19 protein-coding genes and 1 pseudogene are annotated in these 21025 nt (G+C 64.5%); 7 read left to right on the top strand and 13 right to left on the bottom strand.

The features are described from left to right. Positions 1-23 precede the first annotated feature (23 nt). The 6 genes from gstA to ASF44_RS08345 all read right to left on the bottom strand — a co-directional run bounded on the left by gstA (position 24) and on the right by ASF44_RS08345 (position 8666). A complete protein-coding gene (gene gstA, locus ASF44_RS08370) occupies positions 24-638 on the bottom strand; it encodes a glutathione transferase GstA (protein ID WP_056898942.1) in 615 nt (204 codons plus the stop codon). A 45-nt stretch (positions 639-683) separates the two neighbouring features. Next, positions 684-1565 (bottom strand): glutathione-dependent disulfide-bond oxidoreductase, encoded by an 882-nt coding sequence (gene yghU, locus ASF44_RS08365; protein ID WP_056898762.1) that lies wholly within the window; start codon positions 1563-1565, stop codon positions 684-686. A 9-nt stretch (positions 1566-1574) separates the two neighbouring features. Further along, the gene (locus ASF44_RS08360; protein ID WP_082524611.1) at positions 1575-2663 is read right to left on the bottom strand and encodes an NADH:flavin oxidoreductase; all 1089 of its coding nucleotides are present in this window, start codon (positions 2661-2663) and stop codon (positions 1575-1577) included. A gap of 95 nt (positions 2664-2758) precedes the next feature. Beyond that, on the bottom strand, positions 2759-4279 hold the full coding sequence (locus tag ASF44_RS08355; protein ID WP_056898761.1) for an efflux transporter outer membrane subunit: 1521 nt from the start codon (positions 4277-4279) through the stop codon (positions 2759-2761). Beyond that, positions 4276-7482 carry an efflux RND transporter permease subunit gene (locus tag ASF44_RS08350; protein WP_056898760.1) on the bottom strand — a complete coding sequence of 1069 codons (3207 nt, stop codon included), beginning with the start codon at positions 7480-7482 and terminating at the stop codon, positions 4276-4278. The genes ASF44_RS08355 and ASF44_RS08350 overlap by 4 nt, the downstream gene beginning before the upstream one ends. Further along, the gene (locus ASF44_RS08345) at positions 7479-8666 is read right to left on the bottom strand and encodes an efflux RND transporter periplasmic adaptor subunit (RefSeq protein ID WP_056898759.1); all 1188 of its coding nucleotides are present in this window, start codon (positions 8664-8666) and stop codon (positions 7479-7481) included. The genes ASF44_RS08350 and ASF44_RS08345 overlap by 4 nt, the downstream gene beginning before the upstream one ends. A gap of 209 nt (positions 8667-8875) precedes the next feature. On the opposite strand from ASF44_RS08345, the gene ASF44_RS08340 reads away from it, so the two are divergent. The 5 genes from ASF44_RS08340 (at position 8876) to ASF44_RS08320 (ending at position 13023) form a co-directional block, all read left to right on the top strand. Then, a complete protein-coding gene (locus tag ASF44_RS08340; protein WP_056898758.1) occupies positions 8876-9805 on the top strand; it encodes a LysR family transcriptional regulator in 930 nt (309 codons plus the stop codon). 432 nt (positions 9806-10237) lie between these two features. After that, entirely contained in the window at positions 10238-10600 is a 363-nt protein-coding gene (locus ASF44_RS31600) for a hypothetical protein (RefSeq protein WP_156374404.1), read from the top strand. 178 nt (positions 10601-10778) lie between these two features. Further along, positions 10779-11570, top strand: a complete 792-nt coding sequence (locus ASF44_RS08330; RefSeq protein WP_056898756.1) for a HupE/UreJ family protein — start codon at positions 10779-10781, stop codon at positions 11568-11570. Positions 11571-11616: 46 nt separating this feature from the next. Further along, entirely contained in the window at positions 11617-11967 is a 351-nt protein-coding gene (locus ASF44_RS08325) for a DUF6488 family protein (RefSeq protein ID WP_056898755.1), read from the top strand. Between the two features lie 3 nt (positions 11968-11970). After that, positions 11971-13023 carry a DMT family transporter gene (locus ASF44_RS08320; protein ID WP_056898754.1) on the top strand — a complete coding sequence of 351 codons (1053 nt, stop codon included), beginning with the start codon at positions 11971-11973 and terminating at the stop codon, positions 13021-13023. On the opposite strand, the pseudogene ASF44_RS30890 reads toward ASF44_RS08320, so the two are convergent. Next, a pseudogene (locus tag ASF44_RS30890) lies at positions 12971-13201 on the bottom strand (transposase domain-containing protein); the annotation flags it as partial. The gene ASF44_RS08320 and the pseudogene ASF44_RS30890 overlap by 53 nt on opposite strands. Positions 13202-13225: 24 nt before the next feature. Next, positions 13226-14104, bottom strand: coding sequence for a PEP-CTERM sorting domain-containing protein (locus tag ASF44_RS32520; RefSeq protein WP_200930580.1), 879 nt, complete (start codon positions 14102-14104; stop codon positions 13226-13228). Positions 14105-15160: 1056 nt separating this feature from the next. On the opposite strand from ASF44_RS32520, the gene ASF44_RS31590 reads away from it, so the two are divergent. Next, on the top strand, positions 15161-15331 hold the full coding sequence (locus ASF44_RS31590) for a hypothetical protein (RefSeq protein WP_156374403.1): 171 nt from the start codon (positions 15161-15163) through the stop codon (positions 15329-15331). A gap of 296 nt (positions 15332-15627) precedes the next feature. Here the strand turns inward: ASF44_RS31590 and ASF44_RS31585 are convergent, their stop codons facing one another. Then, the gene (locus ASF44_RS31585; RefSeq protein ID WP_156374402.1) at positions 15628-15870 is read right to left on the bottom strand and encodes a hypothetical protein; all 243 of its coding nucleotides are present in this window, start codon (positions 15868-15870) and stop codon (positions 15628-15630) included. 226 nt (positions 15871-16096) lie between these two features. Between ASF44_RS31585 and ASF44_RS31580 the strand changes: the two genes are divergently transcribed. Then, entirely contained in the window at positions 16097-16585 is a 489-nt protein-coding gene (locus ASF44_RS31580; protein WP_156374401.1) for a BPSL0761 family protein, read from the top strand. 1347 nt (positions 16586-17932) lie between these two features. Here the strand turns inward: ASF44_RS31580 and ASF44_RS08310 are convergent. From ASF44_RS08310 to ASF44_RS33085, 4 genes are all read right to left on the bottom strand, one after another. Beyond that, positions 17933-18460, bottom strand: a complete 528-nt coding sequence (locus tag ASF44_RS08310) for a hypothetical protein (protein ID WP_056898752.1) — start codon at positions 18458-18460, stop codon at positions 17933-17935. A gap of 38 nt (positions 18461-18498) precedes the next feature. Continuing rightward, positions 18499-20106, bottom strand: coding sequence for an IS66 family transposase (locus ASF44_RS08305; protein WP_056898751.1), 1608 nt, complete (start codon positions 20104-20106; stop codon positions 18499-18501). A gap of 68 nt (positions 20107-20174) precedes the next feature. Continuing rightward, positions 20175-20522, bottom strand: coding sequence for an IS66 family insertion sequence element accessory protein TnpB (gene tnpB, locus ASF44_RS08300; protein WP_056898750.1), 348 nt, complete (start codon positions 20520-20522; stop codon positions 20175-20177). Further along, positions 20519-20914 carry a transposase gene (locus ASF44_RS33085; protein ID WP_162243790.1) on the bottom strand — a complete coding sequence of 132 codons (396 nt, stop codon included), beginning with the start codon at positions 20912-20914 and terminating at the stop codon, positions 20519-20521. The genes tnpB and ASF44_RS33085 overlap by 4 nt, the downstream gene beginning before the upstream one ends. Between the last annotated feature and the right edge of the window lie 111 nt (positions 20915-21025).

Here is a 21025-nt window from a genome sequence, read left to right as displayed (position 1 = left end):
GGTTCTCGCAAGGTCCTGGTTGTTCAGCCATTCACCTGGAGGCCTTCAGCCGCCAACGCCGCCCGCACGCTGGCCCGCCGGTTCATGCGTGCCATGAAGCTCTTGATGTTGGTGTAGCTGGTGATGTCGATGTTCACGCGATGCGGCCATGACAGGACGTTGTAGAGGTACGCATCTGCGACCGAGAACTGCGCGCCCAGGACGTAGTCGTTCCTGGACAGGTGTTCGTCGATGTAGTCAAACTTGCTGGTCAGGTTGCCATCTGCGAACCGCTTTTTCGTCGCGTCGTCCAGGAAGGGCGAGAACATCACGGCCATGCTCTTGTGCAGGTCGCTGGCCACGAAGTTGAGCCACTCCAGCGCGGTGTAGCGCTCCCGGGTCCCGAACGAAGGAAGGAGCCTGGCGTCCGGATGCTTGTCGGCGATCCATTGCAGGATCACGGCCCCTTCGGTGAGCAGGTCGCCGTCGTCCAACTTGAGCGCAGGGACGAAGCCTTTCGGCGTCACTCGGAAGTAGTCGCCTTCGACCGTGGTCTTGGTCTTGAAGTCGACCTTCACCAGATCGAACGCCTGCCCGGCCTCATGCAAGGCGATCTGGGATGCGAGCCCGCAGGAGCCGGGCGAGTAGTAAAGTTTCATCGTCATCAGTCCGTTGTTAAATGGTTGATTGGGCGGTCGGTCAGGTCATTGCGGGCCCGCCGGCCGCAGTGCATCGAAGTCGCTCGCGTCGTGGCGCTCGCGCAGGAATTCCCCAGACGCTCCGGAGATGCGGTTGACGACCCGGCCCCGTGCCACCGCGGGGCGCTCGGCAATCGCCCGGTACCAGCGCATCAGGTGCGTGTACTGCTCGACAGCCAGGAACTCGTGCGTGCCATACACGCCGTACAGACTGCCGGGATACCAAGGCCAGACCGCCATGTCGGCGATCGTGTACTGGTCGCCTGCAAGGAACTCGTGCGAGGCCAGGTGCGTGTCCAGCACGTGGAGCTGGCGCTTGGTCTCCATCGCGTAGCGGTCGATCGCATATTCGATCTTGAAGGGCGCATAGGCGTAGAAGTGGCCCAGGCCGCCACCGACGAAGGGCGCCGATCCCATCTGCCACATCAACCAGTTGAACGTCTCGGTCCTCGCCCGGCGCTCGGTCGGCAGGAACGCGCCGAAGCGCTCCGCCAAGTAGACCAGGATCGAGCCGCTCTCGAACACAGGAGTGGCCGGGTCGGTCGACCGGTCCACCAGTGCCGGGATCTTGCCGTTGGGGTTGAGGCCGACGAAGCCGCTGCCGAACTGCTCGCCTTTGAAGATGTCGATCAGCCAGGCGTCGTACTCGGCGCCGGCGTGCCCTGCCGCCAGCAACTCCTCCAGCATGATCGTGATCTTCTGGCCATTGGGTGTGCCCTGCGAATAGAGCTGGATCGGATGTTTGCCGATTGGCAGTTCGCTCTCGAAGCGGGCGCCGGATTCGGGGCGGTTGATGCTGGCGAACGTACCACCATAGGCAGTCTTGGGTTGCCAGACTTTGGGCGGCTCGTAGCCTGCGGGTTGGTTGTCGAGAGAGGGTTCGGTCATTGGTTTCTCCTACAGGGATCCAGGTACAACAAAGGTCTGCCATCCACGCATGTGGTTGATGAAGCGCTCGCTCAACCCGCCCTCGCGCAGGTAGCCCGCAGGTACCGGCATACGCGGGCTGTCGAAATGGGGGTTGGCTTGGACCTGCAACGGGAAGTCCCGCTGAAGAATGCTGGCGCGGCCGATCAGCACGAAGTCGCAGCCTTCGTCCAGCAGCTGCCCGCAGCGCTGGGCGCTCATGACCTTGCCGGCCGTTCCGACGCGCACGCCCTTGCGGGGGAGGTCCGTGAAGACGCTGAGCATCGACTTGCCCTGGAACCGTCCCTCCCGAACGATCTGGGCAGAGTCCCACAGGGCGAGATCCAGGTAGTCGATCGTTTCGCGGTCCAGGATGTGGGCGGTGATCTCGCGCAACTCCTCCAACTGCAGGCCGTAGCGCTCGATCGACAGGCGCCAACCGATCTGAAAATCGGGTCCGCAGGCACGCCGAATGCCTTCGAGGACTTCCAGCGTGAGACGCGCCCTGTTCTCGACACTGCCGCCGTACCGGTCGGTGCGGTCGTTGAGATATGGGGACATGAACTCCGACAGGATCCAGCCGAACGCCCCGTGGGCGGCCACGCCATTGAAGCCCGCCTTCTCCGCGCGCAATGCGGCGGCGATGAAGCTGTCGCGGATGCGCTCGACTTCCCGCGTCGTGAGCGCCTTGACGCCCGGCAGCGTGTGGCTGGAGGCCGGCGCGGGGATGCCCCCCAGCAGCGGATTGGCCCGGTGTCCGGCATGGTGCAACTGCACGGCCGACAGGGTGTTGCCCATGCGCAGCGACGTGGCCAGCTTCGTCAGGCCCGGCAGGTGGGCATCGCTGTGGATACCAAGCTGGCGCGCAAAGGCGATGCCACCCGCCTCCACCGTCGTGGCACAGGTCTGGGCCAAGGCGTAGCCGCCTTCCGCGATCTGTGCCATCCAGTGGTGGTCGAATTCGGACGCGGTACCGTCGGCTTCGCTTTGCTGGTTGGTGAGCGGTGCCAGCATGAAGCGGTTGCGCATGGCAGGGCCGTGCAGGAGCGTGAGCGGTTTGAACAGCTCTGAAACGGGCATTAAAAATCTCCAAAGAAGTAGCGGCAGCACCCGTGATCGGGCGCGGGACAAGCCTGGCTGCAGGCCTTGAGGCCGGCGCGGTCTGCGCGGTCGGATCAGTCGTCGGTGCGTGGCTTGCCGATGCTGGAGACGTTCCAGCCTCCGCCGAGGGCGCGCACCAGGTCGACGGTCGCGCGGGCGCGTTCGCCTTCGGCCTGGATCAGCGACTGGCGGCTGTGCAGATGCGTGCGCTCTGCATCGACGACCGCGAGATAGTCGATGTCGCCTTCATCGAACCGGGCCTGTGCGGATCGCGCGACGCTCGACGATGCGTCCTGGGCACTGCGCTGGTGGCCGATTCGCTCGCCGAGGATGCGCATGGAAACCAGGGAGTCCTCGACCTCGCGAAACGCCTGCAGTACCGTCTTGCGGTACTCGCCGACCCGCTGCTCGTAGACCGCACGCAGGCGCTCGACGTCGGCCTTGCGCCGCCCACCGTCGAAGAGCGGCAAGTTCAGGGCCGCTCCCACCAGCGGCCCCAGCAGGAATGTCCGCTGCGACCAGTTGGCCAGGTTGCCGAGGCTGGACGACTCGTAGCCCAGCGCGCCAGTGAGCGACAGCGACGGAAAGAACGCTGCCTGGGCCACCCCGATGCGGGCGTTTTCCGCCGCCATCGCGCGCTCGGCAGCCGCGATGTCCGGGCGACGTTCCAGCAAAGCCGAAGGCAGGCCCTGCGGCAGCTGGACGGCGATGCTCTCCAGGGGCCTCGCTTCGAGCGAGAACTCCGCCGGTGCCTTGCCGAGCAAGGTGGCCAGCGCATGGGAGACCAAGGCTTGCTGCTGCGCCACGGCACCCAGCTCGGCACGTGCCGAGAACAGTTCCGTCCTGGCCTGCTCGACGACGAAACGGGCGACGGAGCCGGCATCGAGCCTGCGCTCCAACACCGTCACGGCGCCTTCACGCAGTGCCACAGTGTCCCGCAACAGGCGCTGCTCGCCCTCGAGCTGCCGAAGGCTGAAGTATGTCCTGGCGACGTCGGCCTGCACCAGCAGCAGCATCTGGTGCGCCAGGGCCTGCTGCTGCGCCGCATCGGCGCGCGCGGCGTCGATGCCGGCCGACACGCGCCCGAAGAGATCGACTTCGTACGCAACCGAGGCCTGCGCGCGCCACAGAGTCTGCGTCGACCCCGGTGCGCCGTCTCCGCGCCCGGCGGCGGCACCGCTGCTGCGCTGGCGGGTCGGGCCGAAGCCTGCGTCGACCTGCGGCAGGCGCGCCGCTTCGCTGCGCGAGGCCAGCGCGCGCGATTGCTGGAGCCGGGCCATCGCGATGGCGACGTCGGGGTTGGCCTGCAGCGCCTCTTGTTCGAGCCGCACGAGGACCGGGTCGCCGAAGACCTCCCACCAGGGCGAGGGCGGCTGCTGGTCGGCGGGCTCGGCTGGCTTCCAGTTGCCAGGAACCTCCGTCGGCGCCAGCGGATGCTCGTCGGCTTGCCTGAACTTCGAGGGCACGCTCATCTCGGGCCGGCGCTCCACCGGCGAAACGGCGCATGCCGTCAGGAGGAGCAGGCTCACTGCCACAACGATCGCCCCGCGGATCGTTCGAGCAGTGCGCCGGCTCGTTGGGTGGGTCTTGGTCATGCTTTGACCTCCGGCTGCTGGAGTGCGAGGTGGTGCGGGACAGTGGCGGGAGCGTCGTGACGCACCGCAGAGCGCAGTGGTTTGCTGCCCCCTAGTGCCCGCATGACCACGTAGAACAGTGGCGTCAGGAACAGGCCGAACAGTGTGACGCCGATCATTCCGAAGAACACCGAGATGCCCATCGCACGGCGCATCTCCGAGCCGGCACCGGTCGACAGCACCAGCGGGATCACACCCATGATGAAGGCCAGCGACGTCATCAGGATGGGCCGCAGTCGCAGGCGGCAGGCCTCGATCACGGCCTTAAGGGTGGCCATGCCCGCCATCTCCAGCTCGCGGGCGAACTCCACGATCAGGATGGCGTTCTTCGACGCCAGGCCGACCAGCACGATGAGCCCGATCTGCGTGAAGATGTTGTTGTCGCCCTTCGTGAGCCACACCCCGAGCAGCGCCGAGAAGATGCTCATCGGGATGATCAAGATGATGGCCAACGGCAGCGTGAGGCTCTCGTACTGGGCGGCCAGCACGAAGAACACCAGCAGCACGCACAGCGGAAGGATCCAGACCGCGCTGTTGCCCGCGATGATCTGCTGGTAGGTCAGGTCGGTCCATTCGTAGGTCATGCCCGGCGGCAAGGTCTCGGCCGCGATCCGCTGGATGGCTGCCATCGCCTGGTCCGACGAGTAGCCCGGTGCCGGGCTGCCGCCCACGTCGGCCGACGTGTAGCCGTTGTAGCGCAGCACCTGGTCGGGGCCGTAGGTCTGGCCGACCTTCGCGATCGAGGCCAGCGGAATCATCTGGCCCGACGCGCTGCGCACGTGCAGTTGCCCAATGTCGTCCGCCTTGGAGCGAAAGCGGCTGTCAGCCTGCATGCGCACCTGGTACACGCGGCCCAGGAAGTTGAAGTCGTTGACGTAGTACGACCCGAGGTAGGCCTGCAGCGTGCTGAACACCGCCGGCGTGTCGACGCCGAGCTGTTGCGCCTTCTCGCGGTCGATGTCGACCTTGAGCTGGGGAACATTCACCGTGTAGGTCGAAAAGAGCGGCCCGAGCTCGGGCGTTTTGGACGCCGCCTGGATGAAGGCCTGGGTCGCCTTGTAGAGCGCCTCGTAGCCCAGGTCGGCCCGGTCCTCGATCTGCAGCTTGAAGCCGCCCAGGGTGCCCAGACCATAGACGGGCGGCGGCGGGAAGATGCCGGTGAAGGCGTGGCCAATGGCGCTGTACTCCTTGCCCAGGTCGGCCGCGACTTGGTCGGCGCTGATGCCTGCACGGTCCTTGAACGGCTTGAGCAGCACGAACGTGAGCGCGGTGCTGGAGCTCTTCGTCACACCGTTGATCGAGAGCCCGCTGTAGCTCGATGTGCCCATGACCGCGGGGTGCCTGAGCGCGATCTCGTTCATCTTCGTCATCGTCGCTTCGGTGCGGTCCAGCGTGGCGCCTTCCGGCATCTGGGCCAGGCTCACGAGGTACTCCTTGTCCTGCGCAGGAACGAAGCCGCCCGGCACGTGGCCGGTAAGCCACCAGGTGGCGCCGAGCAGGCCGGCGTACACGACAAGCATCGCGCCCCTGTGCTTCAGGATCCGGCCGACGCTGCCGCCGTAGCCTTCGGAAGCGCGGTCAAACATCCGGTTGAAGCGCCCAAAGAAGCCGCCGAACAGCTTCTGCGTGACTCGCGTGAAGCAGTCAGGGGCGTCGCCATGGCCTTTCAGGAGCAGGGCCGACAGCGCCGGCGACAGCGTCAGCGAGTTCACCGCCGAGATGAGCGTGGAGATGGCGATGGTGACCGCGAACTGCTTGTAGAACTCGCCTGTCAGGCCGCTCAGGAAAGCCAGCGGAAGGAACACAGCCGACAAGGTCAGCGCGATGGCGATGATGGGGCCGCTCACCTCGCGCATGGCCTGGTAGGTGGCTTCGCGTGGCGTCATCCCGCGCGCGATGTTGCGCTCCACGTTTTCGACCACCACGATGGCGTCGTCGACCACGATGCCGATCGCCACCACCAGCCCGAACAGCGACAGCGTGTTGATGGAATAGCCCGCCAGCAGCAGGAAGGTGAAGGTGCCGACGATGGAGATGGGCACGGCGATCAGCGGAATGATGGATGCGCGCCAGGTCTGCAGGAACAGGAACACGACCAGCACGACCAGGGCCACGGATTCCAGCAGTGTCTTGACGACCGCATCGATGCCGGACTGGACCGCGCGGCTCGGCTCGTAGACCACGCGGTAGACCACGTCCTCCGGGAATTCCTTCTCCAGTTCCTGCATGGCCTTGTGCACGTCGCGCGAGATTTGCAGCGAGTTCGCACCCGGCGCTTCCTGCACCGTCACCGCGACGGCCGGTGCGTTGTCCAGCGTGGCGCGGATGCCGTAGTCCTCAGCACCGAGCTCCACGCGCGCCACGTCACCCAGGCGCGTGATGGCGCCACCGGCGTCCGACTTGATGACGATGCGCTTGAACTCCTCCGGCGTCCTGAGGCGACCGTCGGCGTTGACGGTGAGCTGGAAGGCTGTGTCGGGATTCGTCGGTGCACTGCCGATGGTTCCCACTGCAGCCTGGACGTTCTGACGCCGGATGGCGCTGGCGACGTCGCTGGCGCCCAGTCCCCGCTCGGCGAGGGCGGCCGGGTCCAGCCAGATGCGCATGGCGTAGCCACCAGGCCCCCAGATCGCCACGTCGCCGACGCCCTGGATCCGCGCCAGCCGATCCTTCACGTGCAGGATGGCGTAGTTGCTGATGTAGTTGTTGTCGTAGGTTCCCTTGGGCGACACCATGTGCACGGCGATGGTGATCATCGGCAGGTTCTTGACCGCCGTGACGCCCAAGCGCTGCACATCCTCGGGCAGCCGCGGCACGGCTTGCGACACGCGGGTCTGCACGAGCTGTTGCGCACGGTCCGGGTCGACGCCCAGCTTGAAGGTCACCGTCAGGTACAGGTGGCCGTCGCCGCTGGCCTTCGAGTCCATGTAGAGCATGTCTTCCACGCCATTGACGGATTGCTCGAGCGGTGCGGCGACTGTCTCGGCGATGGTCTTGGCGTTGGCGCCGGGGTACTGCGCGTGGATGACGACCGAGGGCGGGATGACCTGCGGGTATTCCGACACCGGCATGCTGAACGCTGCCACGATGCCTGCCAGCAGGATCAGCGCAGACAGCACGCCCGCGAAGATCGGCCGGTCGATGAAGAACTTCGAGATGTTCACGACCGGTCTCCATGGGTGGCCCTGGCGGACGCCTCGGGCGGCTCCGCTGCCTCGGCAGGAATCGCCGACACCGACGCGCCGGGCGACGCACGGAAGGCCCCATCCACGATGACCCGGGCACCCGGCGCGATGCCGCTGCGCACCACCCGATCGCGCCCCTGGAGCACACCGAGTTCGACAAAGCGGCGCTCGACCTTGTTCTCTGCATTGACGATGAGGACGTACTTGCGGTCTTGGTCGGTACCAACGACGGCCTCGTCGACCATCACAGCGTCGTAGGGCGTGCCGCCCTGCAGGCGGATACGCGCCTGCAGCCCAGGAAGCATCTCGGGCGTCACCTTGTCGATGCGCGCCCGCACCCGCACCGTGCCTGAACGGGTGTCCATCTGGTTGTCGATGGCCTCGATAGCGGCAGCAAACGGGAAGGCATCGTCGTTCGCAAGGCCGACCTTCACTACGGGTTGCGCGCCAGCCCGCAGCGAGGGCGCAATGATCCGCAGGTAGCTTTGCTCGTCCACGTTGAAGGATGCGTAGAGCTTGCCGTCGGACACGATCCGCGTGAGTGCAGTTGCGTCGCCTCCTGCGACCACCACATTGCCAGCGGTGATCTCCGCGCGCGAGATGCGCCCCGCGATCGGGGCCCGGACCTGCGTGTAGCTCAGTTGGAGCTGCGCTTGGGCCAGCCCGGCCTGCGCGCCTTTCAGGGCGGCAGCGGCGGCCCTTGCCGCGTTGTCGAGCACGTCGAATTCCCTACGCGCGATGGCGCTCGACTCCAGCAGCCGCCGGCCACGCGCCTGTTCGAGGTCGGCGAGTCGCTGCCGTTCTTCGGCGCCCGCCAACTGGGCCTGTGCCTGCCGCACCTGGGTCTCCAGCGGAGCCGGGTCGATGGTGAACAGCAACTCGCCCTGGCGCACATGCTGGCCGGGCTTGAAGTGGACCGCCTGCAGCGTGCCCGGCACCTTGGGCCGGATGTCGACCAGGTCCACGGCTTCAAGCCGGCCGGTGTAGTCCTGCGCATCGGACACCGGCCGTTGCGGGGCCGGCCGGTACTTGACGGTGGGAGGCGGTGCGGCGGCGGCTTCGGCGTGTGCTGGGGAGCCATCGCTCCACAGCGCGATGCCGGCGCCGGCCACCGCGATGGCCGCCATGGCGGATGCTAGCGGATGTTTCTTGAGGGGGTTCATGCGACGTGCCTGACGAAGTTCGATGGCCCGCAGTCTGAGCGCGCCGCGCCAGTTGATCCAGACCGCAATCTGCGCAAATTTATTGCCTCAGATGGAATAATCCAGCTGCGCCGTCTGTAGCATTCATAGCTAATTTCGGTGATGGGGCGGCAACTGTTTCTATACTCGTTGCCATTCAGGCAATAAATTCCTTGGAAGGAACAGCCCACGTGGACCGCCTCCAGTCGATGCAGATCTTTGCGCGCGTGGTCGAGATGCACAGCTTCACGCGGGCGGCCGACAGCCTGTCCGTGCGCCCCTCACGGGTCACGCGCGCGGTGAAGGACCTCGAGACATTTCTCGGTGTGCGGCTGCTGCAGCGGACGACGCGCCACATCAGCCTGACCCCCGATGGCACGCTCTATTTCGACCACTGCAGGCGCCTGCTGGCCGATATCGAAGCCGTCGAATCCAGCTTCCCTGGAAGCGCCGGCAAGCCGCGCGGGCGCCTGCGCGTGGACATGACGCTGTCGCTCGCGCGTTTGGTGGTCCTGCCCTGCATCAAGGATTTCCAGGCGCGCTTTCCGGACGTCGAGCTCACCTTGACGGTGTCGGACCGCACAGTCGAGCTGGTGCAGGAAGGTATCGATTGCGTCATCCGCGCGGGCACGCCTGAGGACTCGCCGACCTTGGTGGCCAAACGTATCGGTGCCTTCGAATGGGTGACCTGTGCCTCACCAGAGTACCTGGCAGCGCAAGGCACACCGAAGTCGCTTGAGGACCTGGCCGAACACCACGCGGTGGGCTACCTGTCGAGCCGCACCGCTCGGTCGCTGGAGTGGAACTTCGTGGTCGACGGCGAAGACCGTTCCATCACGATGCGCGAGCGCCTCATCGTCAACGACACCGATGCGTACGTGACCTGCGGCCTCGAAGGCCTGGGCCTCATCCGCGCAGGCAGCTACATGGTGCGCCACCATCTGCGCAGCGGGCGGCTGCGGCAGGTGCTGGCCGACTGCACTGCGCCGGCTGCGCCGCTGTCTGTGCTGTATCCGCAGAACCGCCATCTGTCACCCACGGTGCGCGCGTTCGTGGATTGGGTTGGCGATGTCGTGCGCGCGGCAGAGACAAGCTGGCGCGCCGATGAATGCGTCACTTGATGCGCGTTCGGCCAGTGAACAGAGCACGCGAAGATTTTTAGCCTGCAGGGCGTGAGCTGCCCGCAAGTCCTGCTGTTGTCCCATGGCGGCCAAAAGATGGAGACCGTGACGCCACAACGCCTGAATGGGCGACCGGAAATTCTAGAAACCTGTCGTTTACCTGCGGGGAGCGAAAGGCTGCAACGGGCGCACAGCTGCCGACCTCGTGGACCCGCTCCCGGCCATAAGCAGACGGTCGAGCCGCTTATAGTGACCGTCTGGTATGCCAAATTGCGGCCACTCAAGATTTCACCAGCTGACCGAATGTGACCGCGTGCTCTGCGACCGTTGCAACGTATCCGTCCGGCAAACTCGTCTTGACCCGGAACAACGAGGCACGCGTTCGTGTAGTCATGCGTCCGGAGCAATTTGCGCCACCTCTACAATTCTTTTGTGACCGCCAAACGCCGAGCCCTCGTCCTGCTGATTGCCATGGTCTGGCAGGCATTGGCGTGGCTCACCCCGGCCCATCTTGACCACCAAGCCAAGGTCATCGGGCACATGGTCGTGCACGCACAGGAAGTGGACCACCACCACCACGCCGACCAGACACTGCACGTCGAGGACGACAGCGGCGAACCACCTCACCAGCATGCCAACCAGGCGGCGCAGCTGCCTGGTTTGGCCCCGGCGATGAGCCTTGCGGCAGGCGACCCCGTCCCATCGGTCCTGGTGCCAAGCGCAGGCGTCGGGCATGCACCTGTCTATCTCGAAGGCCCCCTGCGGCCTCCGCAGCGCAGCACACAACAGGCCTGACAGGCCTTTGCCACGGCCGCGCTAGGCCGTGGCCGCGCTGGTGGTCCACCAGCACCTCCTATCTGTCCGCTCGGCATGCCCCTGGAGGCGCGCCGCGCTCGGAACATCTTCCGCGACCAACCCTGCCGTCGCACCGCGACGGCTTGGGCTGTCTCAACACACAGAGGGCTCTTGCTCCATGACCCGAACCATTTCCCATCGCCTGGTGGCATTGCTGCTGCTGGGCCTCATCCCGCTCGTGGGCCTCGCCCACGGCATCTCCGAGGAGGACCGACAGCGCATGCTCGATGGCGGCTACCTGCAGTACGTCGGCCTCGGCGCAAGCCACATGCTGACGGGCTACGACCACCTGTTGTTCCTGTTCGGCGTGGTGTTCTTCCTAACCACATTCAAGGACGTGGCCAAGTTCGTGACCGCCTTCACCGTCGGCCACTGCATCACGCTGGTGTTCGCGACCTACTTCAAAATCACCTGGAACTACTACCTGGTCGACGCCATCATCGCCGCGAGCGTCATCTACAAGGGATTCGACAACAACGGCGGCTTCCAACGCGTGTTCGACATGAAGTCGCCGAACCTGCTGGGCGCCGTGTTCGTTTTCGGCCTGCTGCACGGGTTTGGCCTGTCCACGCGACTGCAGCAACTGCCGCTGGGCGATGACCCGGCGGCAATGCTCGGGCGCATCCTGAGCTTCAACGTCGGTGTCGAGCTGGGCCAGATTGCGGCACTGGCCGCCATGGTGGCGCTGCTGGCCGCCTGGCGGCACCGGCCCTCATTCAAGCGCTTCAGTTACGCGGCCAACCTGGCGCTGGTCTATGCCGGCGTCTACCTGCTGTTCACGCAGCTGCATGGCTACCAGCACGACACGGCCCCGGACAGCTTCCGCATCCCCGTTGAAGAGCATCGCCACGTGCACGACGACATGAACATCGAGAACACCCAGGATGACAGCCTCAACACGCTCAACTGAACCCGTTTCCTCTCCTTCTCTTATCCACTCCCTCAAGGACCGCACCATGCACAAGTCTTTCATCGCCACCATCATCTTGTCCTCCGCTGCTTTCGCGCCTGCCGGCTACGCCAACGAGGGCGGCGCTTGCCACTTCCATGGCTCCAAGCCTGCGGCCGAGTCGGTCGTGACCGGCTGCGCCGAACAGCGCAAGCAGACGCTGGTCAGAGGTGGCAAGCTCGATGCTTCGTGGACCGCCATCAAGCCCGAGAAGGTCGAGACCATCGGCGGCAAGAAGGGCAAGGAGTGGAAGTTGACCTTCAAGAACCCGGCCGTGACCGACGCCAGCAAGCAGACGCTGTACATGTACTACAGCCTGCCGGGCAACTTCATCGCCGCCAACTTCACCGGGCAGTAAGCCATGCCGCGCGACCTGGCCTCACCCGCGCTGCGCGGCGGACTGCTCGCGTTGCTCGCTGCCGCCCTGTTCGGCCTGAGCACACCGCTGGTGCAGGGCTTCGGGGCCGGCATCGGGCCGTTCACCACGGCAGCGCTGCTCTATGGCGGCGCCGCTGCGGTGGCGGCCTTGCTGCGCCGGCCCGCCACGCGCGAGGCGCAGCTGCGCCGTGGCGACCTGCCGCGCCTGCTGGCGATGTCCGGCATGGGTGCGGTCGTGGGGCCGGTCGCGCTGGCTTGGGGTCTGCAGCGCACCAGCGGTTCCAGCGCATCGCTGATGCTGACGCTGGAGGCCGTATTCACGGCCATCCTGGCCTGGCGCTGGTACGGCGAGACGCTGGACCGGCGCGTCATCGCGGCCGTCGCACTGTTGCTGCTGGGCGGTGTGGTGTTGGTGCTGGAGCAAGGCCTGGCCGGCCAGGTTCAGTTGCTGGGACTGCTCGCCGTGACGGTGGCCACCATCGCCTGGGGCGTGGACAACACGCTGTCGCGCGGTGTGGCCGACCGTGACCCGGGTCAGGTCGTCGTGGTCAAGGCCACGCTGGGCACCGTGGCAACCGTTCTGATGGCCTGGCTATGGGGCGAGCCGGTCCCAGGCCTGGCAACCATGCTGGCATTGTTGGCCGTGGGTGCAACCGGCTACGGCCTGAGCCTGCGCTTTTACCTACTGGCGCAGCGCGAATTCGGCGCCGCGCGCACGGGTTCGGTGTTCGCCTTCGCGCCCTTCATCGGCGCCCTGGGCGCCTTTGCGTTGGGTGACCGGTCGGGGTCGTGGTTGATGGGCCTGGGTGGGGTGTTCATGATTTGCGGCGTGGTGCTGCACCTTGCCGAGAGGCACGAGCACTCCCACACGCACGAGACCCTCGAGCACGAGCACGCGCACACCCACGACGACAACCATCACCTGCACGGGCATGACGTGATGCCTGCTGGCGCACACAGCCACCGGCATCGCCATACGTCAGTCAAACATGCTCATCCACACGTGCCCGACGCACATCACCAGCATCCGCATTGACCCAGCGGTGCGGCAAGAGCTCACCGATACGACTTGCAGGCTGAGTGGGCAGTCGCTCCAAAACGTCGCGTAGATAGGCATAAGGGTCGTGCCCGTTGAGCCGCGCCGAGTGCACCAAGCTCATCACGGCAGCGGCGCGCCGACCAGCACGCAAGCTGCCGGCGAACAACCAATTGGCTCCGTCGGCCAACACCATCCGTGCTCAGACCCTTCGGCGCATCGCTGCAAGGCCCATCAAGCCGAGCCCCATCAACAGCACGGAGGCGGGTTCAGGCACTTCCGCCACTGTTATTGGATCGCGCGCCCAAACACTGATGTGCGAAATGTCTTGGTCCTTTCCCTTGTCGTTCTCAAAGTCGGTATCCATGGTCCAGCTGCCCTTCAGCGTGTACGGGATACCCAAATCGAACTGCCCTCCCATCTTGGTGAAGTCAAAGTCATAGACTGCCCAGTTCGTGCTTGACTTGACCGAGAAAGCAAGGTGGTCGAAATTGCTGCGCGAGAACAGGTTGAGGGAAGCGAAGATGGCTTTGATGTCGGGGTCAACCTCAAGCTGCCAAGTACCACCAACGTTGGACGTTTGCGTCTGCGTGTACTTCAGCACATCGCCCAAGGAGAATGCTGTGCCGCCCTGCGGCGTCACCATTGAGTAGCTCAGCTGGCCGGCGTTGCCATTGAGCTGGCCCAGCATGATCCAGCCTGGGTCCACTGGGGCGCCTGGGTTCTGCAAAGGTAGCAGCTGACTCGACTGGATGAACTGCGTGGGACTCAGCAACCCGTACTGCCCATTGAGCAGTCCGTCATTCAGATAGCCCAGGTTTGGCGACGGATTAAGCGCTGGGCCTTCGTTGCCGGTGTACACGCCCGCGCAGCTGGTGGCATTGATGGGTGTCGCCAGCGAAGGGATCGTGCCCGCGTACGAAGCGCTGGGAATCGCTCCGGTGATCTTCCAGTTGGCAACGTTGCAGGGGTTGGACGGATCGAGAACGCCGGATGCTCCGCCGGGAACTGGCCCGGCGAACGCCGAGACCGCAACGAGGCTGAGCGCCGCAACGGTTGAAAGGTGAGCGAGAGCGGTCATGGCAGGTCTCCTTTGTGTGGGGACCATGGAAGAGCATCGAACATGCCGGTACCGAAATGCTCATGACATTCAACCCTGATGGTTGGTGTAGCCACAAAAGCAGCCGGTTACTTGTAAGACATAGCGACATATTGACGTAGGATAACTCTTGCTAACGCGACTTTGTCGCGTTCCCATCATCGTTCCGGTTATGTTTACTATGGCTGGCGGTCTATTGGTGCAGATTTTGAGCAGGCCGCTTTACTAGCGGAGATCGGGATCAAGGCGCGCTGGCGTGCGTTACCGAAACATCAGCTCGGCTGGACGCTTCCGTGGCGATCAACATAGGGGCACGGTCATACCTAGTCCGTCGGTGGAGCGCGGCAGGGCTGCCTTTTTTGCGAGAGATCAGGGCCTGCGGCGCGCATTGCGCAAACGACTTTTCCTGTGTCCTGCAGGTGTTCACTGGAGCAATCGCGCTACCGCTGGTCATTTAAACCTTCTGATGTGACGAGCGGCGGTATGGAATGGCTGCATCTCATGACGCCGGCAACTACACATAGGCCTGACTAGGTTGTTTGCTCTCCTTCTTAATAGACGCCACCGGCCGCCGCGTGACCGCAGCGGTGCAGTAGAAGACCCGAGCCAGTGACCGGAATGGCAGGCGGAGCAGTTGTTGGATCGCACGGAGCGACTGGCTGCAACGGGCGCACTGCAGTCATCGCTGGAAACTCGCTGTCGGCCATCGTCGCCAGCAGGTATGGGATGCGGCAGCCTTGCGCCGGCCCCCTGCCCTGCTGAGGCAGGCTGCTGTGGATGAGCCTGTCCTGACTCTTAAAGCGGCAGCCGAGGGCGAAGAGGTCGTGTGGGACTAGCGCACGCTGGACCTGACACTGCGCAGTAACCCCATGAAGCTGCTAAGGCCAAGTTGTAAGGGCGGCGCTTCTCGGCGGCTGCGCAGTTGATGGGGAAGCGCAACGGTGTCGCGGCATCGTTCTGCGGAATCGTCACGCTGCGACAAAGGCCAGAAACGGCGAAGGGCGTGGTCTTCGTCAGCCTGGAGACGAGACCGGCAACGTGCAGGTCATCGTCTGGCCGAGCGTGCGCGATGCACCGCCGAAGGAACTGCTCCGCTCCCGTCAACTTGCCGTGCTTGGTCATTGGCAGCGCATGGGAGAGGCGTGCAGTTTGATTGCTAAGCGACTTAAAGATCTGACGCCATTGCTTGGAGAGCTGGAAACGGAGTAACGCGACTTCCGTTGACTTGCTGGGACGGCCAGGCATCGCGTCAGCGTCCGGCCGTGGAGGGTGCGCCACTCGTCGCTTCGCCAATGTCCGGGGCGGTCGCATCTACGAAGTCGTTCAGCGACATGTTGAGTTCGGAGACCGGCTCCGTTCTCGTCGGCTCGCAGCGCTCGCCTGGTCTTCGAAGTCGATCGGTTCGGAGGTTGCACGGATCCCGTGTGGCGATCAGCTCTAGCCCGCGCCGCAGTGCATCAAAAAAGTCGATCTCCACGCGTCCTGCACCTGTTTAAGTCGTACCTTCACGGCGCCTGCTTGGCATGCGAGCCGGTGGGCTTCTGACTGCGGATCTGCTCAAGCGCATGCATCGCAGAAGCAAGCGTTGACGCCTTCACCTTGCGTGTCGCAACAAGGTGCTGATGAAGGACGCGGTTTAAGACGACCGCTGGACACAGAGGATGATCGTCTGGCGTTGTCATGTCGTCGTCTCGGCGCTCGGTACCGTGAACGCGGCCGGAAGAACCGATGCTTGGTTGTTCCGCCATGGCCGGCCTTTGAGCTGGGGCATCGCTAAGCGATTTCATACCAGGAGCCTATACCGGCAGCAGCACTACGCCAACAACAATACAGAAGGCGTGGCGAGTCGCGCGCAACTTGTTGGTACGTAAAGATATTTCAGGACTACACGTCTAGAAATTTATGACGCACCGAAGGGCTTCTCAGCCGGCCGCCCGACATCCTGGGTACCTTCTGGCAAAGGTGAAGCACGACATGACAACGCCGTACGAACGTTTCAAGGCGCTTGCAAATGCTCGCGATGTTCTCGTGGCGATCCAGGCCGACCGGCGCCTGTCACCGATGCTCCGTTCTCGGGCAGATTCTGTACTTCCGGGATACCCCGAAGACCGCTATTTCGAACGGCTGGTCAACGACAACGAGATAGGCCTGCCTCAAGAGGTCGCCGCCTCGTTGTCGGAGTGCTCATCGCTGCTCCATGCGGTAGCCGCAGAGTTGCGCAGTCGGAGTTCATCCGAACTGTCGAAAAATTTGGATCGTGTGATGAGGCATCTTCCCGATGTCGGAGAGATTGACCATCTGCGAACACTGCGCCTAAGAGCGAACCTCGTCGCGCACTATGCAGGCGGGATCTCCGCATGGATTGCGACCCAAGACCCCGCTTCAGCCGGCGTTCGCCGCATCGTGCCGGAGATCTCCAGCATGAGTCCGGACATGACCATTGATGGATCCGGCGGATCGTAAGCGGCGGACCTCGGATCTGCATCGCGTGATCGCCGTAAAGCTGCGTTGAGAGTCCGAAGCGTTTGCCGAGCTCTGTCTACCGTTGCGCGGTATGAAGATGATCCTCATATCAAACATGAACTATCTCCCTAGATAGTCCAAGTTCTCGCCGAATCCCTCGCCACTTTTTCAACTGTACGAGCGCAATCGAGCTTCGAACATCAAGCTGCGTTCAATGTATTTGTCGACGATCCACTTCCACTGACATATCAATGGTTTGAAGATACATCGCACACGATTCAAAAGAAAAAAGTTCATAGTTATCAAACAACTCCAACGTTCAATTTCACTGTGGTAGGACATATCTAGACCTCATTGAAATCCTGCGCAGCGAGGCAATCTCTTGTCTACCATCATCCGATGATGAAGAGGCAATCTATGAGATTCTTGATGCATTTCCGAAGTAGTCGTCCCGGTGAACAACGTGTGGATGCTCCGAGAGGTTGCCGCCTCTTGCCGGCTGAACTTACGCTGCTGACGAACCCAGGTCGGCTACTTCCTCGCACCACGATTCGTAGCCGCAATCCTGATGCGATTTTTGGGAGACGCATCGCGCATGACAAGCGATCTCTTCTGACGACAGCCCGTCAGGAGGTGGGGACACCGAAGACATTAGTCTCAAGACGTGGGTTGCAAAGGGTCTACCGGGTCGACGCTACTAGCAGTGAGGCTTGCTATGCACTCTGAGGGCGTGATGGGACGGGCAGGAAACGCCTCAACTGCCGTCCACTGCGCAGAAGCTGCGCAGCGCGGGACTTGGCGAGCATATTGCTCAAGGCGGCATTCGAAGGGGGCTACGTGCCGTCGCCCAAGGTAACAGCCCAACTGATCCGCGGTTACATCGCGGAAGGTCGCGGAACCGGCCACGGCGAGCTCTACAACGCCCTCCTTCAACTGAGAAGGTGGAACGCTTCTCCGGTCTCGACCCAAACGTTAGGCGCGATCCCGCCTTTCAACAGGCCGATGCACTTCCTGTCGCGGAGCGAGTTCTTGCTGGCACTTCTCTTTTCGTGGATCGGATGTAATAGTCCGCCCAGTGCCATCCTTGGCGACGGCGATGAACGTCAGGCAGTCACGTCGACGACGTGCTGGAGCAGCGCGAAGGAGATGCGCCATGCCCGGCCGTCGCAGTGAACGGTCGCGGTGTCGCGCATCAAGCCCGTCGGGCTGCCGCGNCGAGGGCCTGAGGCGCAATCAGCGCCTGGGCTACGCGCAAATCGCCGAGCGTGTGGGCGTCTCCAAGAGCACTGTGGGGCGCGTATGCGGTAATAGTCCGCCCAGTGCCATCCTTGGCGACGGCGATGAACGTCAGGCAGTCACGTCGACGACGTGCTGGAGCAGCGCGAAGGAGATGCGCCATGCCCGGCCGTCGCAGTGAACGGTCGCGGTGCGCTGGTTGATGCGCGTGATCTGGCCGACGTGCCGCTTCAGGCACTGGTCAGAGAAGCTGACCTTCTGACCGACGCAGAAGTCCTCCTTGCGGTGCACTTCGGGAGGCGGCTGCAGCGGTGCGCTGGCTGTTGAACCGGGCGTATGCGAGCCGCTTGCCGCTGCCTGTTCCTGGCCCAGCACGATTGCCGCGTACGAGACGCTGATGCGGTGCTGGCTCTGCTCGTCCAGCAGCGTGACCTGGCTGTCCTTCATGGACACGATCCTGGCCGGGCGCAGCTTGCCAGTGCCCCATTCCCAGAACTGAACCATCTGGCCCAGGTGCAGCTGCTGGCGCGCCTGCACGATGCGCCGCGGATCGGCCATCAGTTGTTCGATGACCCAGCTGAGCTGGTACAGCTCGGCGCTGGTCGCCATGGGGAGGTCTTCGATGAGCTTGACGCGCATGGGCTCATTGTGCCCAGCGCTCGAAGCGCGCACCGCCTTCAGGCGGCCTGCTGGGAGGCTGGCTCGGCGGCGTGCTCGCTTTGGCCCAGTTGCGTCGCCACCGCCCACGGCAGGAGTTCGTCCAGGCGGTTGCTGGGGTGGTCGGCAATGCGATCGAGCACGTGACGCAGGTAGGCCTGCGGATCGACGCCGCACAGCTTGGCCGAGCCGATCAGGGTGTAGATCACCGCGGCGCTACGCCCACCGGCATCGGAGCCAAGGTGCAGGAAGTTCTTGCGTCCGATGGCGACACCTCTCAGCGCACGCTCTGCCGCGTTGTTGTGCGCCTCGATGCGGCCGTCGTCAACGAAGCGCGTGAGCGCGGTCCAGTTGCTCAGCGCGTAGCCGATCGCCATCGCTATGGGCGACTTCGCCGAGACCTGTGCCAGCGTCGCGTTCAGCCAAGTTTTGAACTCTTGAAGGACCGGTTGCGTTCGTTCCTGGCGAGCCCGCCATCGCTCCAGTGCCGTCTTGCCCCGGATCTGCGCCTCGATCTGGAAGATCACGCCAATGCGCTGCAGTGCCTGGTGTGCCAGCGTCCCCACCAGCTTGTGCTGGCGCTCGTGGATGTCCCACATCTTTCTGCGTGCATGGCTCCAGCACGCTGCTTCCACGACCTTGCCGCTCTCGTACAGCGGGTGGTAGCCGGCGAAGGCATCGGCCTGCAGGATGCCGCTGAAGTCCTTCAGGTGCCGCACCGGATGCTCGCCCTTGCGGTCGGCCGAGTATTGGAACCAGACCGCTGGCGGTGCCGCGTCGCCGCTCGCCCGGTCGTCGCGTACGTACACCCACAGGCGTCCTGTGCGAGCCTTCGCGCCGGCGCCGCCGAGCACGCGGATCGGCGTGTCGTCGCCGTGGATCTTCACGGCCGCCAACACGTAGCGGCCGATCGCCTGGGCCAGCGGGCTCAGCAAGCGGGCCGCCTGCGCCACCCAGTCGGCCAGGGTCGAGCGCTGCAGCGGCACGCCTTCGCGGCCGTAGATCTGGCACAGGCGGTACAAGGGCGTGTGGTCGCAATACTTGCTGACCAGCACGTGCGTGAGCAGGCCGGTGCCGGCCAGGCAGCGGTCGATGGGACGGCTTGGCGCCGGCGCCTGCACGATCGTGCTGCAACGTTTGCAAGCCAGCCTGGGGCGAACGTGGCGCACGACGTGGAAGCGGCCTGGCTCGTAATTCAGGACCTCCGAGACGTCCTGGCCGATCTGCCGAAGGCCTTGACCGCAGGCCTGGCAGTTGCAGCCGTCCTGCGGCGTGTGCAGCACGGTGCGCCGTGGCAAGTGCTCCGGCAGATCTCGGGCGCTGGCCTGCTCGCGCGCTTGCCTCTTGCGACGGCCTTGCTCGATGGGCGTGACGTTGCTTTGTGCGCATTCACCGCCAGACACGGGCTCAGCGGACGTGGCGGCAGGTTGCGCGAGCTGGCCACCCACGAGGTCGAGCTGCGCGTGCGCAAGCTGCTCGCTGGAGCGGCCGTACTTCATGCGGCGCAGGTAGGCCAACTCGACCTTGAGCTTCTCGACCGTCAGCAGCGCGATCTTCAAGGCCTCCTGCGAGCGCTGCACTTCGCCGCTGAGCACGGCGTTCAGGGCAAGCAGTTCTTGCGAGGTCATGGGCACGACTGTGCCGGGCGCGATGAGCGGCTACAACGGGAGTTGTCCTGTCAACGCGCAGCGCAGTCCTATGCCGCAGCCCGCGGCTGCCAGGTGCGCTCGGGCCTTCGCCAGTCGATGCCCTCCAGCAGCATCGACAGCTGCGCTGCGCTCAGGCTGATCGCGCCCGCTTGCGCCTGTGGCCAGACGAAGCGACCACGCTCCAGTCGCTTGGCCAGCAGGCACATGCCGTCGCCGTCGCTCCACAGCAGCTTGACCAGGTCGCCGCGCCGTCCACGGAACACGAACACGTGGCCGCTAAAGGCGTCTTCGGCCAGAACGGTTTGCACCTTCGCGGCCAGCGAGTCCATGCCGCAACGCATGTCCGTCACGCCGGCGGCAAGCCAGACGCGGGTGCTCGCGCGTGGGCCGATCATGCGCTGTGGCGCAGCGCGCGCAGCACGCTGCGCAGGCTGTCCTCGTCCACGGGGCCGCGCAGGCGCAGTTGCGCCCCGGCAATCTCCAGTTCGATGACGCCACCGCGCGCTGGCGGCCTCGACGGCGGTGCAGTTGCCGGCGACGGCTCTTGTGCCTGGACATCAACTACTGGCGTCACTTGGATCGGCAGCAAGACAGCGGGCTGCGAACTGCCGGCGTGCCGAAGATGGTCTCGGCGCCACTTGAACAGCATGTTGGCGTTGACGCCACCTCGCAGCGCGATGGCCGACACCGAAGCGCCCGGCTCCAGGCATTGCCGTACAAGGTCCTGTTTGAAAGCCAGGTCGTGCTGCCTGCGACTGGCCTTGCCAACCTGCGGATCACTCTTCATGGTGTGCACCATCTCCCGTAAGCGCACACCTCCAAGCGGGTCTGCGATCAGAGGCAGATGCTTGCCGTCATCCCGCGGTCAGGCAAGGACGGCCCACGTCGGACTATTACG

It is taken from the genome of Pseudorhodoferax sp. Leaf274, from assembly GCF_001422445.1.
Taxonomy (GTDB): Bacteria; Pseudomonadota; Gammaproteobacteria; order Burkholderiales; family Burkholderiaceae_C; genus Pseudorhodoferax.
The sequence above is the reverse complement of the archived record's forward strand: the minus strand, read 5'-3'. Positions and strand labels throughout refer to the sequence as shown.

Coding starts and splice junctions, on each gene's coding strand:
- gstA (WP_056898942.1), bottom strand. CDS start 638: ATGAAACTTTACTACTCGCCCGGCTCCTGCGGGCTCGCATCCCAGATC.
- yghU (WP_056898762.1), bottom strand. CDS start 1,565: ATGACCGAACCCTCTCTCGACAACCAACCCGCAGGCTACGAGCCGCCC.
- ASF44_RS08360 (WP_082524611.1), bottom strand. CDS start 2,663: ATGCCCGTTTCAGAGCTGTTCAAACCGCTCACGCTCCTGCACGGCCCT.
- ASF44_RS08355 (WP_056898761.1), bottom strand. CDS start 4,279: ATGACCAAGACCCACCCAACGAGCCGGCGCACTGCTCGAACGATCCGC.
- ASF44_RS08345 (WP_056898759.1), bottom strand. CDS start 8,666: ATGAACCCCCTCAAGAAACATCCGCTAGCATCCGCCATGGCGGCCATC.
- ASF44_RS08330 (WP_056898756.1), top strand. CDS start 10,779: ATGACCCGAACCATTTCCCATCGCCTGGTGGCATTGCTGCTGCTGGGC.
- ASF44_RS08325 (WP_056898755.1), top strand. CDS start 11,617: ATGCACAAGTCTTTCATCGCCACCATCATCTTGTCCTCCGCTGCTTTC.
- ASF44_RS08320 (WP_056898754.1), top strand. CDS start 11,971: ATGCCGCGCGACCTGGCCTCACCCGCGCTGCGCGGCGGACTGCTCGCG.
- ASF44_RS32520 (WP_200930580.1), bottom strand. CDS start 14,104: ATGACCGCTCTCGCTCACCTTTCAACCGTTGCGGCGCTCAGCCTCGTT.
- ASF44_RS31585 (WP_156374402.1), bottom strand. CDS start 15,870: ATGGCGGAACAACCAAGCATCGGTTCTTCCGGCCGCGTTCACGGTACC.
- ASF44_RS31580 (WP_156374401.1), top strand. CDS start 16,097: ATGACAACGCCGTACGAACGTTTCAAGGCGCTTGCAAATGCTCGCGAT.
- ASF44_RS08310 (WP_056898752.1), bottom strand. CDS start 18,460: ATGCGCGTCAAGCTCATCGAAGACCTCCCCATGGCGACCAGCGCCGAG.
- ASF44_RS08305 (WP_056898751.1), bottom strand. CDS start 20,106: ATGACCTCGCAAGAACTGCTTGCCCTGAACGCCGTGCTCAGCGGCGAA.
- tnpB (WP_056898750.1), bottom strand. CDS start 20,522: ATGATCGGCCCACGCGCGAGCACCCGCGTCTGGCTTGCCGCCGGCGTG.
- ASF44_RS33085 (WP_162243790.1), bottom strand. CDS start 20,914: ATGAAGAGTGATCCGCAGGTTGGCAAGGCCAGTCGCAGGCAGCACGAC.